Annotated in this window: 16 protein-coding genes and 1 pseudogene; 5 read left to right on the forward strand and 12 right to left on the reverse strand. The window is 64.5% G+C overall.

The features are described from left to right. Positions 1-913: 913 nt before the first annotated feature. From ABIB25_RS28595 to ABIB25_RS28620, 6 genes are all read right to left on the reverse strand, one after another. Complete coding sequence (locus ABIB25_RS28595; RefSeq protein WP_354531909.1) at positions 914-1,306, reverse strand: VOC family protein; 393 nt, start codon at positions 1,304-1,306, stop codon at positions 914-916. A 143-nt stretch (positions 1,307-1,449) separates the two neighbouring features. Next, on the reverse strand, positions 1,450-1,953 hold the full coding sequence (locus ABIB25_RS28600) for a DUF6924 domain-containing protein (protein WP_354531910.1): 504 nt from the start codon (positions 1,951-1,953) through the stop codon (positions 1,450-1,452). A gap of 344 nt (positions 1,954-2,297) precedes the next feature. Next, the gene (locus ABIB25_RS28605) at positions 2,298-3,182 is read right to left on the reverse strand and encodes a hypothetical protein (RefSeq protein WP_354531911.1); all 885 of its coding nucleotides are present in this window, start codon (positions 3,180-3,182) and stop codon (positions 2,298-2,300) included. Positions 3,183-3,196: 14 nt separating this feature from the next. Continuing rightward, entirely contained in the window at positions 3,197-3,703 is a 507-nt protein-coding gene (locus ABIB25_RS28610) for a sigma-70 family RNA polymerase sigma factor (protein WP_354531912.1), read from the reverse strand. 473 nt (positions 3,704-4,176) lie between these two features. Next, the gene (locus ABIB25_RS28615; RefSeq protein WP_354531913.1) at positions 4,177-4,707 is read right to left on the reverse strand and encodes a hypothetical protein; all 531 of its coding nucleotides are present in this window, start codon (positions 4,705-4,707) and stop codon (positions 4,177-4,179) included. A gap of 319 nt (positions 4,708-5,026) precedes the next feature. Then, positions 5,027-5,260 carry a hypothetical protein gene (locus tag ABIB25_RS28620; RefSeq protein WP_354531914.1) on the reverse strand — a complete coding sequence of 78 codons (234 nt, stop codon included), beginning with the start codon at positions 5,258-5,260 and terminating at the stop codon, positions 5,027-5,029. 338 nt (positions 5,261-5,598) lie between these two features. On the opposite strand from ABIB25_RS28620, the gene ABIB25_RS28625 reads away from it, so the two are divergent. Further along, complete coding sequence (locus ABIB25_RS28625; RefSeq protein WP_354531915.1) at positions 5,599-6,015, forward strand: VOC family protein; 417 nt, start codon at positions 5,599-5,601, stop codon at positions 6,013-6,015. Between the two features lie 151 nt (positions 6,016-6,166). Here the strand turns inward: ABIB25_RS28625 and ABIB25_RS28630 are convergent, their stop codons facing one another. Then, on the reverse strand, positions 6,167-6,925 hold the full coding sequence (locus tag ABIB25_RS28630; RefSeq protein ID WP_354531916.1) for a class I SAM-dependent methyltransferase: 759 nt from the start codon (positions 6,923-6,925) through the stop codon (positions 6,167-6,169). 268 nt (positions 6,926-7,193) lie between these two features. Continuing rightward, a complete protein-coding gene (locus ABIB25_RS28635) occupies positions 7,194-7,448 on the reverse strand; it encodes a hypothetical protein (RefSeq protein WP_354531917.1) in 255 nt (84 codons plus the stop codon). A gap of 267 nt (positions 7,449-7,715) precedes the next feature. On the opposite strand from ABIB25_RS28635, the gene ABIB25_RS28640 reads away from it, so the two are divergent. Beyond that, positions 7,716-8,192 carry a hypothetical protein gene (locus tag ABIB25_RS28640; RefSeq protein ID WP_354531918.1) on the forward strand — a complete coding sequence of 159 codons (477 nt, stop codon included), beginning with the start codon at positions 7,716-7,718 and terminating at the stop codon, positions 8,190-8,192. 874 nt (positions 8,193-9,066) lie between these two features. Here the strand turns inward: ABIB25_RS28640 and ABIB25_RS28645 are convergent. Genes ABIB25_RS28645 through ABIB25_RS28655 form a run of 3 tightly spaced genes read right to left on the reverse strand, consistent with a single transcriptional unit; the run spans position 9,067 to position 11,169 of the window. Beyond that, complete coding sequence (locus ABIB25_RS28645; RefSeq protein WP_354531919.1) at positions 9,067-10,062, reverse strand: hypothetical protein; 996 nt, start codon at positions 10,060-10,062, stop codon at positions 9,067-9,069. After that, positions 10,059-10,394: a PadR family transcriptional regulator gene (locus ABIB25_RS28650; RefSeq protein ID WP_354531920.1), complete on the reverse strand. Its 336-nt coding sequence runs from the start codon at positions 10,392-10,394 to the stop codon at positions 10,059-10,061. Before ABIB25_RS28650 ends, ABIB25_RS28645 begins: the two co-directional genes overlap by 4 nt. Positions 10,395-10,449: 55 nt before the next feature. Next, positions 10,450-11,169 carry a hypothetical protein gene (locus ABIB25_RS28655; RefSeq protein ID WP_354531921.1) on the reverse strand — a complete coding sequence of 240 codons (720 nt, stop codon included), beginning with the start codon at positions 11,167-11,169 and terminating at the stop codon, positions 10,450-10,452. Between the two features lie 190 nt (positions 11,170-11,359). Here ABIB25_RS28655 and ABIB25_RS28660 point away from each other — a divergent pair, with 190 nt between their 5' ends. Then, positions 11,360-11,578 carry a hypothetical protein gene (locus tag ABIB25_RS28660; RefSeq protein WP_354531922.1) on the forward strand — a complete coding sequence of 73 codons (219 nt, stop codon included), beginning with the start codon at positions 11,360-11,362 and terminating at the stop codon, positions 11,576-11,578. A gap of 525 nt (positions 11,579-12,103) precedes the next feature. Continuing rightward, entirely contained in the window at positions 12,104-12,295 is a 192-nt protein-coding gene (locus ABIB25_RS28665) for a hypothetical protein (protein WP_354531923.1), read from the forward strand. Positions 12,296-12,986: 691 nt separating this feature from the next. On the opposite strand, the gene ABIB25_RS28670 is transcribed toward ABIB25_RS28665, so the two are convergent. Then, positions 12,987-13,466 carry a hypothetical protein gene (locus ABIB25_RS28670; RefSeq protein ID WP_354531924.1) on the reverse strand — a complete coding sequence of 160 codons (480 nt, stop codon included), beginning with the start codon at positions 13,464-13,466 and terminating at the stop codon, positions 12,987-12,989. 237 nt (positions 13,467-13,703) lie between these two features. On the opposite strand from ABIB25_RS28670, the pseudogene ABIB25_RS28675 reads away from it, so the two are divergent. After that, positions 13,704-14,291 (forward strand): annotated as a pseudogene (locus ABIB25_RS28675) (recombinase family protein). Positions 14,292-14,458: the final 167 nt, after the last annotated feature.

Raw genomic sequence — 14,458 nt, forward strand, 5'->3', positions numbered from 1 at the left:
TACCGCCGCCCAGTCGAAACTTTCGAAGACACGCTGGACGCTATTCGCGGATTGATATTCTTTCAACTCGCCACAGCCTTATGAATAGACCTCACCGTCTCGGGAGTCGAAAGAGTCGACGTACCTACTGAAGACGAGATGGCGGCACTCGCGACAGGGGTTGAGAAAGCTATGGGCGCGCGCGATGAAGCGACTGGCGCAGCCACCGAGTTAAGGTTTGAGTTTTCCAAACTCGAAGCGATGACCAATGCGACAACTACTGCCAGAGGTGCCGCTGCCCCAGCAATTATGGCGCGAGATTTTCTCATGTTACTCCTAAACTCGGGATACCCGCCCGACTTTGATCATGGCTTACTATCGAAACAGTGGGTCGTCGTGTAAAACTGTTGGTTGGTGCAGTAGTATTGCGCATAACCCGAACAGGGAAAATCCACCCAAAACATCGAGCGTGGCCATCCTGTAGTGTGCCACACGTTGTCAAGGCTTTGCCATTCTAAGGGGGTCAGATCGAAACCGTCAGAATGAAAGTTAGTTAGGGTGCTATATCCGTCACTAATTTCAAGACCAGCTTCACCCATGCAAATGTTGGTTCCAAGGCCAGTGAAGCCAGCCAGGTGAGCGCTGTCCCTGTAAATATCATAGCGTCCAGCCGAAGCTTGGTGTAATAAGTAGGTGTGATTTGTCCCATTAGGAGTTGTGTATCCTCCGTTGTAATCGCTATACCTGTTGCTAGTATTTGCTGCGTAGTACCAGAGATAGGCGACTGAACCGTGATAGCCTCTAGGGGGCGGCCGCTTCCGCTCGAGCCGCCCGTAAATGACAGTTGTCATGGCCCACGACCCATGACCTGGTACGGATCGCTGCCCGGTCATCGATCCATGACCGGTCCGGTGGACGATCGGCGAATGGTCACTCACTCTGCTGTCCTGTGGCTCACTACCCAGCCCGGCCAATCCTCTGCATCGATGACGCAGAAGCGATTGCCTTCAGGGTCTTCCATGATGATGTAGTCGGCGTCGGCTGGCTGCCTGTCCCATTGCACGTCTCGCGCGCCCAGCTCACGCAAGCGCGCGGTCTCTGCGAGTTGGTCCTGCGCGTAGAGGTCAAGGTGGATCCGCGGCGGCAGAATCCGGTCGGAGGGATGAGCGTCTAGCGAGACGTTCGGTCCGCGGCAATCTCGTGGATGCAGTAGTGCGAATTCAACACTGACCGGCTCGCGAACGGCGTAGTTGAGCGCGTTCGACCAGAACTGAATCTGAGCGCCGAGGTTGCCCACCCGTATCACTACAGAGCCGATGACGAGCATCGCCGAAACCTACGGCAGCGCAATCTACGGGCGCAACCGGCCCATCCCAGCTCCCACAAGTCCGATGGCCGATCGGTCAGCGGCACCACGATGTCGCGATCGCAACGACGATCTGCTCGGCGTGGACGAGGCCCATTTAGAGCTCACGCCCGGTAGATGTGATCCGGTTCGATCTCTGCGCCACCGTCATAGTCGCCGAAGTCCAAGTTACCAATCGACAGGTTGGCCTCTACGAGCACCATCGCCTCTGCCGCGAGGCGGAAGTACTGGCCGTGGTCAAGGAAGAAGTTCACCGCCAGGATCGGACGGTCAGGCTTGGCGAAGGTTCGCGCGTCGACGATGTAGGCATGTAGTGCACGGTCCGGTTCGTTGGGGAAGTGCTTCGGTTGCGCGTCCCAGTTGATGGCGGGGTCGGACGGGTCATAGTCAAGGTTCGGCACCATCTCCAGCAGCTCTTCCATCGTCATCCCCTCGTACTGGCGGTCGTCGATGGGTGCCACGTACGCCGCCATGTTGTCGCTGATGTCTTCGATGTAGCGCTCGGTCAGTAGGTAGGTGACTAGGTCGTTCCACGCGGCGTCGTCCGAGAAGTCGGTTCGGATCAGGGCAGGGAGCCTGCTTGGAGGCATGGGGAGCTGACGGGGCATGGGTTCACTCCAAAGGGCGGCGCGGCTGGGCTGGCCGATGCTCGCACGATCGTTCGCGCGATGAACAGAGTTGTCCCCCGTTCGGACGTGAGGCTGAGATGCACGGGAGGCAACTACCGGATGGTCCTTCTTGTGAAAGAACTACCGGCACTGTCGGCAAGCATCACCATCGGCTTCATCACGTAGCGGCTGCTTGCAAACAGTGTTGTCACCGCAGCCCGATCGGCTACCGGTCCAGCGTCCTGCGCGGCCAGCGCGGGCCTTGTGGGTCCTAGGAGCGCGACCGGTCGGTGACGCAGTTCGGCGGGTCGGCGCCGACTGGGTCGCGGACCGACCGGCGCCGATCAGCTACCCAGGTGTGTCCAGCGACCGCTGCGTGCGAGTCCGATCAGCTGTGTCATGGTCAGTGGCAGCCCCTTGTCGCCGACCTGGACGACGGACACGGTCAGCAGCGTTCCGTCGGTTCGGTCGATCATCACCTCCCAGTGCTGGTTGTTGTAGGTCGTCACCAGCTGACGGGAGCCGTTGGGCAGGGTGGTGATCACACAGTTGCTGCCAGAGATGCACACGGCGTGACCGTCTACCTGGTGAGCGTTGAAGACCGCAACGGTGACCTGGGCCGACTGGCCGGCGCGGGTGTAAGTGGCGGCAAGAGTCAACGCATCCTTGGGGAAGACCCGTGGATTGACGACCGACCCGCCAGCTGGCAGCAGTTCCCTCAAGGCGCCGACAGCACCTAAGGCGGCCGGGGTGCCGGGTGTCGGCAACCCCTGAGTGTCGATGGGAGCATCCGGTTGCGCCGCGACAGTAGTTGGAGGGACCGGTTGCGCCGCGACAGTACTTGGAGGGACCGGTTGCACCGCAACGGTGGTCAGGTCGTTCGGCACCAACTTGGTCGTCGGCGCGGCCAGGACCGATTTGGTCGTGGGCGCGGGTTGACCAGCGGCGGCCGATGAGGACCCCGAGCCGCCGGGCGTCGCGATTACCGCTGCTGCTCCGCGGTTCCCACCGTTCAGGGGGCTGGTCAACAGCACGGCACCCACCACTGCAACGGCGGCCAGCGTGGGACCACCGAAGGTCACCATCTGCTTGCGGGTGGCCGCACGTTTTTTCAGCTGGCGACCGCGACTCAGCCCGCCGGCGACCAGGAATTCGATGCTGGGAGGGCTGATTCCGTCGACGGCGTGATGCAGTTCGCCGAGTTGCGCTTCGTCAAGGTATTCGTTCATGTCCATTCCTTCTGTCAGCTCAGTGGAAGTTCACGCAGGTCGGGGCCGAGCTCGGCGCGCAGGCGGGTGAGCGCCCGATGGGTCTGCACCCTGATCGCGCCGGGTGTGCGGTGCAGCCGATCGGCGACGTCCTCGACACTGAGGTCGCCGTAGAAGCGAAGCATCAGGACAGCACGATCGTTGCGGGACAACCGATTCAGCGACTGCAACAGCAACAGCTGGCGGGTGATATCCGGCTGTGTGAACGCCGCTTCCGGCAGCTGGTCGACCGGTCGCTCCTGCGAGCTCTTGCGTCGCCGGTGCGCCAAGAAGATCCGCGCCATCACCGTGTGGGCATACCCGGCCGGCTGGTCGATCGGATGTTTGCGGTCCCAGATCTCATACATCCGGCCCAGGGTTTCCTGGGTCAAATCCGCCGAACGGTGCCAATCACCGCCGGTGAGCAGCAGCGCTCCGCGAAACAATCCTGGGCTCCGGCCGCGGGCGAAGATCAGGTACTCCGCCTCTTGGTCAGGCGTCACAGGTCTCCTCCTTGTCATCGACTCCACCCATTGAGATGCGGTGAACCCAGCAAAGCGTTACAGCCTGCACATCAGGACAGCCAGATCATCGGGTCATGAGCGCTACATTGGCGGGCCGCGCGGCGCCCCGCCAGCGCACGGACCTGCTTTCCCGGGTTCTCGGCGGGGATCACCGAGCTCAATGAGGTGGGCTAGTTCGGCGGGGCCGCCCACAAACACCACAAGGCTGTCCGGCTGACCGGCCGAACGATCCCTCGCAGCTCCCGGCGAAGACTTGCGTTCTTACGTGCGGTTACGCGCTGCGCCGTTCCGTGGGGGTATGAACCAGCCGAGTAACCTTCCACACCCCGTACACGGATCCGTCACCGGTCAGCGATCCACAACCGGTTTCCCCCAGCCACCGCGTTCGGCGTACGCCACCGGCGTCTTCCGGCGTGAGTGGATTCATCACCCAGTCGTTGAAGGTCTGGTTGCTAGTTTCGCTGCACCGCGATCGGCGCGACTGCTGCGGTGACCTCGCGTCCGCCGTGGTCGAGCAGTTGCCAGGTCAATCCGCCCTGACCGGCTATCTGGCCCGCGGTGTCCAGTTGCATCTGCATCGTCACCGACGAGTTGGCGGGGATGGCCGGTGGCAGATCGGAGCAGTTCAGGGGACCTCGAGCGCCGATGGTGGTGGGAAGTTTGACAGGCACGACGCTCAGTTGCTCGGCAAACTGCGGGCAGCCGGTCAGCGGCACAGTGGTGTTGGTGGTGTTCGTCAAAGTGACGGTGTACCGCAGGCTGTCTGGGACACGGACGGTGGCTGGCGCAACCACCTTAGCGGTCAACGTGGCCAGGGTGCCGGGGTCGACGGCGGATGTCAGCAACCCGTACACCGTCGACTGCCAGGCGTTCTGCGGGGTGTGGCTACCGGAGTGCGCCGGGATGCTGACGTCGGCGACGGAGATGCTGATGGGCCGGACGGACGGGGTGTCGCCGAACGCGAAGCCTAGCCGGGCGGGCACCGGTCGTCCGGGTTTGACGGTCCACCAAATGGACCCGAACACGAATTGGTGGGCTCGAACGAGAAGCGAAGGACGAGCGGGCCCAGCCGGCACGGAGTCAAGGGGCAGGACCGCACCGTCCGCGGAGGTCAGGTTCAGCCCAAAAATGCCCGCGCTCGAACAAGGTGCTGAGCCGGTGGACTGCACCACGAATGTCGTCGTCATGAAGCCACCGCTGGTCGAGGTGGTCTGGGCGCTGTTCGGCAGCAGCCGGAACTCGCTGCCCTCGCATTGAGGGAGATTGGCCGGTGCGTGCTGTGGGGCCGCTGCCAGCACGAGATCAGCGAGCGAACGCACACCGGCCGGGTTCCAGGGGACCGTCATTGCGTTCCCGATTGCCGGCGGCGTGACATTGGTGCTGCCCGCACGCTGAGTCGACGACGGTGTGCTGGTGGCCGCAGGCGACGCAGATGTACTCACCGCCGGGGGGCGGCGGCGCCGGCGCGGCGCATCCCACCGCGGTCATCAGCAGCAGCACACCGACCAGGGCGACGACATTCCGGATGTTGCTCACCTCCCGCAGCCCAAAAATGAAGACGTGCCCACCATCAGACGATGCGACCCGGTGAAACGGTTGCATCAAACATGGCTGATGATCGGCGGGCAGAGACCCGTGACGGTGGCCAGCCAGCCAGCCGCGGCGGGGCGGACCGGCAAAAGAACTCATCGTCTCCCGTAGATGGCATCAGGCGCTGGGCGAGCGGTCACGGCGAATAACGTGACAACCGCACGGATACAAGGTCCCCGGTGGGTAAACCGGCTCGCGTACATGGATCGATAACCGGTCAGGGGTACCGTTCCGCTTGCGGACACACTTGGCTCGTTGTCGGTCGCGAATGCCAATATGCATGCATGCCTGAAGAACCGATCACACTCGCTGCCGGCCAGATCACCGGACGCGGCCGATCAATCAATCCGTTCGTGATCATCAGAGATGCGGCTGCCTTCATCGCCTTCGCCGAGGAGGTGTTCGATGCAGACGAAGTCGTCGAAGCGCGAACGGCGGCGCCCACCGGAGAGCTCATCCACGCAGAGCTGCGGGTGGGCGACTCGCTGCTGTTGATAGCCGACCCGCAGCCTGGATGGCCCGCCCGGCCGGGGCTTTTCCAGATCTGGGTGTCAGATGTCGAAAGACTCATGACGCGGGCGGTCAATCGTGGGGCGGTGGTCGTGACCCCGCCAACACCGTTTTACGGTTCGTTGACACTCGCCCGTCTCGAAGATCAGTGGGGCAACCTCTGGTGGGTGTATCAGCCAACGCCCGGCTAGCTCGACCCCAAGCCGGCATGGGAAGGCGGCTCTGACGTCATCTTTCGCACCCTCGACCAGTACCTGCGCTCGTTGCGCTGATCCATCGCTGACCGGAACACGAGCCTTATTCGGGAGTCGGGGTCGCCAATGGCGTCGACCGCCGGTGTTCTCAGCTGAGGCGCGCCAGGTGGACAGTGATGTCGGCAGCGATAGCCACCTGCTCAGGCAGCACCGCGCGGATGTTGCCGAAGGCGGTCCGTCGATCCGACTCCGAGAGCGTGAGGAAGGCCGAAACAGTACCGAGGTGACCGATGTACTCCTCGGCAGACAACTCCAGACGGCGCGGGATCTCAACCTGGCGGACGTCGGTGAACAACGGGGAGTTGATCAGTTCGTTGCCTGGCCAGCGGAGGTCCGAACCCGATGCGTCGGGCTCGGGGGCACGGATGACACCGTCCGGCAGCAACTCGCATCGAGCGGCCGCCACCTCGGCGGCCAGTTGTGGATCTGCCAGCTCGAACGGGCCGCCGAGGTTGGCGAACACGCCACCGGGGACGAGCAACGCGGCGACGCGCGACCAACGATCGGTGGCGAGCGTCCAGTGCAGCGAAGCCGCGGCGAAGACCAGGTCGTAGGTCGAGTCCAGCGGCAGTTGTTCGAACGCAGCAGCCACGGTCGCGACCGCGGCCGGCACGTGCTGGCGCAGCTCGGTCAGCATGGCCGGGTCGGGATCAGTTGCTGTGAATGCGATCTCGCGGCGGGCGAACGCCCGGGTCGCCTTGCCGGTGCCGGCACCGATCTCGAGTGCGGACCGGACCGGTCGGGCGGCGTAGTCCAGAACCGCGTCCACGGCCGCATCTGGGTAGCCGGGCCGGAACTGCTCGTAGGCCTCGGCTACCGCCCCGAAGGTTAGCCGGCGCTCCGTCATCGGACGATGATCGCATAGCCGCCACCGAGAAGTGATCCAAGTGACGGGCCGAACGTCAACGACATCTTCCCCCTCATGCCTCACCAGGATAGGGGCGTCCGCTCATCCGGCTACAGGGCACAGAGGACTAATAGTTCCGCTCAGGGATCCCGCTGCGGTGACGATCGCTGCCGACCGTTGCGCACCGGTCGGGGTTCGGCTTCCGGACGGCTTATGCGCCGCTCCCCGGAGGCGGCTACCCAAAGATGGCAGTTATGGGGTACCTGCGTCAGCCGCGACCCAAGACCCGGACCACCTCGGCGCGGTCCTCATCGGTCACCACGGTGACCCGGCGGGGCTGGCGATCTAAAGTAATTCCCTCGTCGAAAGTGACTGCCCGCAAATCGCCGCCGGCCTCTTCCACCCTGGCCCGGGCCTGGACGACACTCAGCCCGACCAACGAGTCCAGATCCAACTGGTCAAGAGTAGCCAGATCCCGAGGCGGCGGCAACACCCAGTTGTCCCTGTTGTCCCTATTATCCATGACGCCCAACCTATCTACCGGCACATCCGGGCGTCGCGGTGGGACCGGGCACGCTGACGGTCATGACCACCAGCACCGATGCTCCGCCCGTCCGGTCCGTCGCGGCCGGCGGTTTCGCCGGGTTGGGGTTCCGCCTGCGGAACGAGTTCGAGCGCGGCTTTCCTCAACGACTTGAAAGGCGACGTTGCAGGTCAGGTCCCCCGCCAGCCTGCAGTGGCTGCCTGGGCAGGGCAGTAGCCAAGTTTTGTGTGTGCTGTAATCGGCCGCATGGATGAGCGGACGGTTCCCCAAGGCGGGCTGGAGCTGCAGTTCGAGAAGGTCTTCGTTCTCCCTGGGATGCCCTCAACGTGGACAGCCAGGAGGGACAAGACTTCCGACGGAGTCCTGTTCAGCTTGAACACTCCGTCCAACGACTCCGGGATTTTCGTCCACTTAATAGAGCGGACGGGCTCACTGCGGCCGGACGAGGCTCAGGACACTCTGAACGCGTTCGTCGCCGGAGCGATCGGGTTTACCGGTTCCCCTGTCGTACGAGTCATTCCGGATGGCCGTCGGCAACAGCGTGCCGTGGCCAGATTCGTTGTCCCGGCAACTGCTGACCGGGCCGAGCAGGAGTGGCTGACATTCATCATCGTCTGGCGCAAGCACCTCCTGATCTGCACCTACAACGGCAACGCGGGATCCCCAACCATCGACATCTGCGAGCGGCTCTTCGCCAGCTTGGCTCCGCTACGGGACGCATAGGTCAACCGCCAAAGGCGCCGCAGAGCTGCCAGATGTCGACGGTACTTCATCGACCGGAGCGTCACCCGCATTCGCCGGCAACTGCCACCACCAGCTTCGGCCCGAATGGACCGGCTCACTTAGGTATGCGCCGTAACCAGATCCCGCTGCGGTGACGATCGCTGCCGACCGTTGCGCACCGGTCGGAGTTCCGCCTGCGGCCTCGGTTCAGACGGGTTCCGACGCGCGCCATGACCACCGCGTAACGTCACCAGGCAAGCCATAGGGAGGTCGTAGATGAGGCGTAGAAACTTTGGGTTGTCAGCCGGTCAACGCGTCACCACCCCGAACGGCAGCGAAGTGATCTTGCCGAAAAACTGGGTCGACCTGACAGCTGCCGATCTGACGGCGCTGGGCTTGGGACCTGATCAACCGTCAGGTGCGACCGTCTCAGGGTTCGTTCCATTGGTCGATCTTCCGCCACGGTTTCGCCGGCGGTTCGCTTGCCTGAGGTGGGCCCGAGAGACTCTGATCCTGAACCTGCTGGTTGAAGTCAGCTGCGTCGCTGCAGTGCCGTCCCGCGCCAACCGGCCGCTGCCCGCGCTGCCGATCTCTCGCCAGACCCCGTGCCATCCCTAAGGTAGACGTCGAGATCGATGTCCACGTCGTCGCCGTTCGTGTCCAGAAGAGCTGCGCCCACGTCGTCCCGCGAGGCGACAGCGAGGGTCACCACGTACCGCGGGTGCCAACGCTGATGGGTTGGCGAGGTGTCCGACCCATAGCCGCAAACCGATCCCGCTGCGGTGACGATCGCTGCCGACCGTTGCGCACCGGTCGGGGTTGGTCTATCGGCTTCCGTCGCGGCGGGCTGCCGCGCCTCAGAGGACGTCGTCAGTTATGCGGGTGGGAAGCGGAAGTTCGCTCCTGCTGTGACAACGCGGGCTGCGATGAATACGACGAGCGGCGTGACGACGAGGAGGGTCAAATTTGACCAGTCGAGATGACCTCGAGGGCCGGACTGACCGGTGACGTTGTTGCCCAGATCTCCGGCCAGCCCACTGGCCAGGTATTTCGCGGTCGCCATGAACCCGGCCAGACCGGCGACGATCGGCAACACCGCCCTTCCCGCAGCGCTTCTCAGTGCCACAACCGCGGCGACCAGCGCGAGCAGCGCGGTCACCAGCCACGGCCAGGACAGGTAACCGGTCGGCCCGGTCGATAGCTGAAGGTAATCGACGGATGAGACCGCCAGGCCGGCGCCGGCCGCGGTCACCCCGATCGCCGCGGCCCACCACCGCCTCACCTGGCATCTGCCGCGGACGACCCAGGCCGGTGAAGTCAACGCGATCATTGCGATCACCTGCACACCGAGCCAGCCCAACGCGTTGGCCACAGTCTGAAAGTTGTTGACCGAGTACTCGACGACCTGGGCGGCCAGGTACGCGGCCACACCCAGCGACGCCGACCACCGCGCCCACGACGGACGCCCGAACAGGCACAGCACGGCGGTCACACACCACAGCAGCCACGCCGGGATGTCCACGCCGAACGGCAACTCGTCCATCCCGAACCCGCCGACCTGTGCGTCGATGTACAGGGCGGTGGCAGCCGGGAACAGCAGCAGCATGGGCAGCACGACGGCGAGCAGTCCCATCGCGTCCCGCGCCGCAGCAGGGGCCGGCGAAAGCGCCCGCCACGCCCACGTGCGAACGCTGAACCGCAGCAGTGCAACCGATTCCGCTGGCGATGGGCGACGCTGCCCCGGATCGGCGCGTTCCATCAACACGTCGAGCAGCTCCCGGCCCCGGGACCGCCGGTAGCTCGGCGGGAACAGCCACAACAACCGGCGGTAGGACTGCTCCAACCGCGCGTGTGGATCGGCGGTGCTCATGCCAGCAGTCCCTTTCCCGTGGCGAGCCGTGACAGTGCCAGCTCGGCCTGCCGCGCGGATCGCTGTGCTTCTTGGGCCAGCCTGGACGCGCCGGCACTGGAGAGCCGGTAGTACCGCCGCAGCCGCGAATCCACCACCTCTTCATGGTCAAACTCGATCAGGCCCTCCCCGGCCAACCGGTCCAACGCCCCGTACAGCGTCCCCACCCTCAGCACCACCGCCCCATCGGACTGGGCCGCCACATCCTTGATGATCCCGTAGCCGTGCCGGGGCTCACCGGCCAGCGCACTCAAGATCAGAAACGACGCCTCACGCAATCGAACATCCCTCATGCCCAGCACCATATATCGAGTAGCAGAGTATGCCAAGGGTTGGCATCAGGCCCGCTCATCGATCGCTGACCCGTGGACGTTCGCCGACCAGTGCGAGGTTGACGCACCCCCGGCGCTGGGCATGTGCTGAGCGGCATGGTTGGTCTTGTCGGTGAGGCGTCAAGCCGATACGCGCTGCGCCGCGCCGGGATCGAAGTCCATACGTCGGTGACCGCGTCTCAACTTCTGAGCGTTCTCGGCTGGGTACCGACGACGGTGGGAAGGCATCCGAACCGGGGGACGTGACCGCCACGAACAGCCACCACCCCGAGGCTGACGCGCGGACCGAATGCCGTTGCCCCGAGTACTCGATGTCAACCACCAACCCGGGTTTGGTGCGTCCGGAGCAGACCGCGATCCGGTCCGAAAAAAAGCCTCCGAACTCGCCGCCGCCGCCCGAACTGCTGACCCCTTGCCAAAAACCATCGGCGTCCCGCTCGTAGATGTCGAGGTCAATATCCCGTTCGTCGCCGTTCGTATCGATCAGAGCCGCGCCGACGCCTTGATATGAGGCCACTGCGAGGGTCACGGCAAACCGCGGGTCCCAACCCCCGGCGCTGATCACGAAGCAATCGTCCAGCTCCTTCATGCCAAGCATCGTGTCACGCCCATTCCTGTCGATTTCCGCCCAAGGTCGATGCTGTCGGCCGAGCACCTTTCGCGCGCGGCTGCGCAGCAGGTCGCCGACTATGTTTCGATCACCGATCACCGATCCCGTTGCGGTGAGGCTGCTCATCACGTCCTGACCAGAGGCGGTGGAGCTATGCGGGCACTGGGACGACGTTCGGCTTCCGATGCTTTGCCTGCCGCGTCGTGGAGGCGGGGCTATCCGAGAATGGTAGTTGCCGGGTGGCCAGAGTTGATGATCATAGGATGAAACCTGACGGCGCTTCGGAGCTTGCCGACGCTGATATGGAGGCGGTCTGATGTCCAAATATTTCCTGGGTTGGGACCGTGACAACCGGGTCATTCAGATACTCGGCGCCGCCCTGATCGTCGTTGCCATCGTGAGTCTCTGCTTCGATGCCTTCACCTCTGCTCGCTGGGGCGGACCCGTCGCCGGTGGGTGCGCGATCCTGGCCGCCGTCTTGACGTTCGTGACATTGAACAGGCAGGCCACCAAGAGAGGCCGGGAGCAAAGCTGATCCACCGATGTGAGGCTAGGTGTCGGTGGCGCCGCGGCCGAGGTCTCGCCGGCCCGGGCTAGCCGGCTGGCATGCCACCTTGTCCCCGCACACCGCCCGCGACTACTCGGGCGACCTGCGGCAGTTGACCGGATGGCATGCTGCCCTGCATATCTCACCGGAAAAGGGTGGCGCCCGGGGCGATGCCATCGTGGCTGGCCCAACTCGAGGCGGCCAAGCAGTCGGTGGCCCCTCGCCGCCGCCAAGCTGGCCGCAGTGCTGTCCTTCTACTGCTCAGCCGCCGAAGGTCTCGCGCTCACCCGACCGGAACCGCAGCAAACACCTCCGCTGCACCGCGACGCCGCCGACACCGCCCCGAACAACCGCCGGGCGGCCAACTCTAGGATGCCCCACCGGACGGGCCCGTCATCCGCAGCCTGTTCGCCGTCGTGGGGCGCGGCGGGTGATGGCGGAGGACCGCAACGGTCACCGGTGGACGGTTCGGCTTGCGGAGCGCCCCGGCAGGGCAGCCTGTCAAAATGGGTCATGCCAAAATCGCCGGATCGTGCCAACAGCCCTGGGTTATCGGGGCGGCAGTGGGTCGCCGTGCTCCTTGCCTTTGCAGTGGGCGCGGTCGGGGTGAGCCTTAGATCGGTCAACGTCTGGCTCGGCTACGCCGTCATCGTGCTGGCGATTGTGGGCGTGTTCGTCGGTCTGCGGTTGCTACGGGCCAAGTGAGCACAGCGACGGTCAGTCTTTGGTCTGAGCGCCTCGCGCGAGCCGTGCGGGGGCACCATTCGGGTGGTCGGTGGGATCGGGGCACCAATATGCTTCGTGGGTGATGCTGTGGCCGTGGTTCGTGTTGATCTTGGTTGTTGGAGTCGGCCTCGGAGCGGCCACGTCGGCGCGGATCGCGCGGAAGTACCGTAAGCAAGGCAAGTTCGAGTGCGCGATCCGTTCGCCTGAGTCCGCAGGTTCACCAGTCGTGTCCAGGTGGCGACATGGCGTCGCGAGGATAGAACCAGGGAAGATTCACTTCCGGCCGGGCGGACCTGGCGGGTTTCGCATACCTCGCGGCGACCCGATTACGATCCGCTTCGATCACATCTCCCCGGCGAACGAGGTCGACCGGCGGACAAGCTGGAAGCAGGCGTGGAGTATTCGGCCCGGACTCCATGTCATTGCTTTAGAAGGTCACGGTTCGACGACTGAGCTTGCAGCCCGACCGGCGGCCATCGACTTCATCAGGATGACGAGCAGTTGATCTGCGTATAAAGACAAATTGGGGCCCGTCAGGAGCCACTTCGCTGTCATTTTGAATCTGCTGACCCAGGTTCGGCCCGCGTGGCGGCCCCGACGTCGTGACGCCTCCTGGCTGTGCGACACCGGTTACCGATCGGCCCGCGGGACTGCGGCAGGTGGCACCCGGCTATACGGGGCCGCCGTACGTGATAGCCACGACGCGCCCCAAGCCGTATCGCGCTTCGAAGAGCCGGTTCAGTGGATCAACGAAAGCGGCAGGAACGCCTGGAACAGCGACATAGCCTTCGATCGGATGCAGACCGGCCCCTGTCCAGCCCTCTGTCATCACCCCTAGGTGTTCCAGGCCGAGCTCGTCACCTACCTTCGCCCAGTAGCGATTTTCCCTCTGGAGCTGGGTGTGGATGGCCTGCAATTCTGAACTCGACCTGGGCACGACTTGGAACCTGCACGACGGATACCGGCGTTTCGCTTCACTCCGGAAGCGAGCGACCTCGCTGTCACCGGCGGCCTTGTGAAGGAAGACCAGCTCCCCGGCGACTGACTGTGCGCCGGCGCAAATTTGGGGCTGGTCGCGGATACACCAATGACTAGCGGGTCCGATCACGTTGATATCAACCTTCAGTTCCCGCGACTCCGCTTCGCTCATGGGAACCAGTGTGTCAGCCGCCTTGTCTGCGAACGCTTCCGGGATGTTGGATACCACCACTGGACTCGGCCGGGGGTACCCAAATGGGTTGGAGTGCGAATAGCCGTGTTCCTACTCCGTCCGGCAGGGGATCCGCTTCCGGCAATGGCACCCCTTGGAGTGGGGTGATCGCATCGGCGTCGGCTGCTGCCGTGAGTCGCCGCGCCGCGGCGGCCGGCCCATCACAGGAGGTGCGCCATGACGGCGCTTCTCATCGGCTACGCCCGCTGCTCCACCGACCAGCAGGACCTCACCGCCCAACGCGACGCACTCGCCGCGTTGGGCGTCGCCACCACCCGGGTCTACGTCGATCACGGATTGACCGGCACCAACCGAGACCGCCCAGGTCTGCGAGAAGCGATGGCCGCCTGCCGGGAAGGCGACACACTGGTCGTCGCCAAGCTGGACCGGCTCGCCCGCTCCCTACCCGATGCGCGGGCCATCGCCGACGAACTGACCGAACGGCAGGTCAAAACTCAACATCGGCGGCTCGGTGTACGACCCCAATGACGCAGTCGGCCGGTTGCTGTTCAACGTGCTCGCCATGATCGCCGAATTCGAATCGGACCTGATCCGGCCGCGGACCCGAGAAGGGATGAAGGTCGCCAAGGCCAAGGGCCGACTGCGGGGCAAGCAACCCAGCTCAATCCGCGCCAGGAGGCACACCTGGTCGCCCTCTTCGAGGCTGGCGAACACAGCACCTCGGAGCTTGCCGACCTGATCGGGGTCGGCCGATCCACCGTCTACGGAGCGGAACAACGCCACCTGGCCGCCACCGCCACATGAACCGTCCAGCCACGTGCACCGCCGCGGTCCCGCGGCGGTGCACGCGAGTGCCGCCCCCATGGCCCGTAGGACGTTCGTCTTGCGGTGATTCGGTGACCCGCCGCCGCACCTGGGCGCGGAGTCCTGTGGTTCTACCTGGGGTGGTTGGTGATGGGTCCGACCTGACC

Origin of the sequence: Nakamurella sp. UYEF19 (assembly GCF_040546275.1) — a bacterium.
GTDB lineage: Bacteria > Actinomycetota > Actinomycetes > Mycobacteriales > Nakamurellaceae > Nakamurella.

Bases quoted from the DNA above. Each gene is read 5' to 3' on its own strand.
- ABIB25_RS28625 (WP_354531915.1), top strand. From the start codon at position 5,599: ATGCCTGAAGAACCGATCACACTCGCTGCCGGCCAGATCACCGGACGC.
- ABIB25_RS28605 (WP_354531911.1), bottom strand. From the start codon at position 3,182: ATGAACGAATACCTTGACGAAGCGCAACTCGGCGAACTGCATCACGCC.
- ABIB25_RS28640 (WP_354531918.1), top strand. From the start codon at position 7,716: ATGGATGAGCGGACGGTTCCCCAAGGCGGGCTGGAGCTGCAGTTCGAG.
- ABIB25_RS28600 (WP_354531910.1), bottom strand. From the start codon at position 1,953: ATGCCCCGTCAGCTCCCCATGCCTCCAAGCAGGCTCCCTGCCCTGATC.
- ABIB25_RS28630 (WP_354531916.1), bottom strand. From the start codon at position 6,925: ATGACGGAGCGCCGGCTAACCTTCGGGGCGGTAGCCGAGGCCTACGAG.
- ABIB25_RS28650 (WP_354531920.1), bottom strand. From the start codon at position 10,394: ATGAGGGATGTTCGATTGCGTGAGGCGTCGTTTCTGATCTTGAGTGCG.
- ABIB25_RS28670 (WP_354531924.1), bottom strand. From the start codon at position 13,466: ATGAGCGAAGCGGAGTCGCGGGAACTGAAGGTTGATATCAACGTGATC.
- ABIB25_RS28635 (WP_354531917.1), bottom strand. From the start codon at position 7,448: ATGGATAATAGGGACAACAGGGACAACTGGGTGTTGCCGCCGCCTCGG.
- ABIB25_RS28645 (WP_354531919.1), bottom strand. From the start codon at position 10,062: ATGAGCACCGCCGATCCACACGCGCGGTTGGAGCAGTCCTACCGCCGG.
- ABIB25_RS28660 (WP_354531922.1), top strand. From the start codon at position 11,360: ATGTCCAAATATTTCCTGGGTTGGGACCGTGACAACCGGGTCATTCAG.
- ABIB25_RS28665 (WP_354531923.1), top strand. From the start codon at position 12,104: ATGCCAAAATCGCCGGATCGTGCCAACAGCCCTGGGTTATCGGGGCGG.
- ABIB25_RS28655 (WP_354531921.1), bottom strand. From the start codon at position 11,169: ATGAGCAGCCTCACCGCAACGGGATCGGTGATCGGTGATCGAAACATA.
- ABIB25_RS28595 (WP_354531909.1), bottom strand. From the start codon at position 1,306: ATGCTCGTCATCGGCTCTGTAGTGATACGGGTGGGCAACCTCGGCGCT.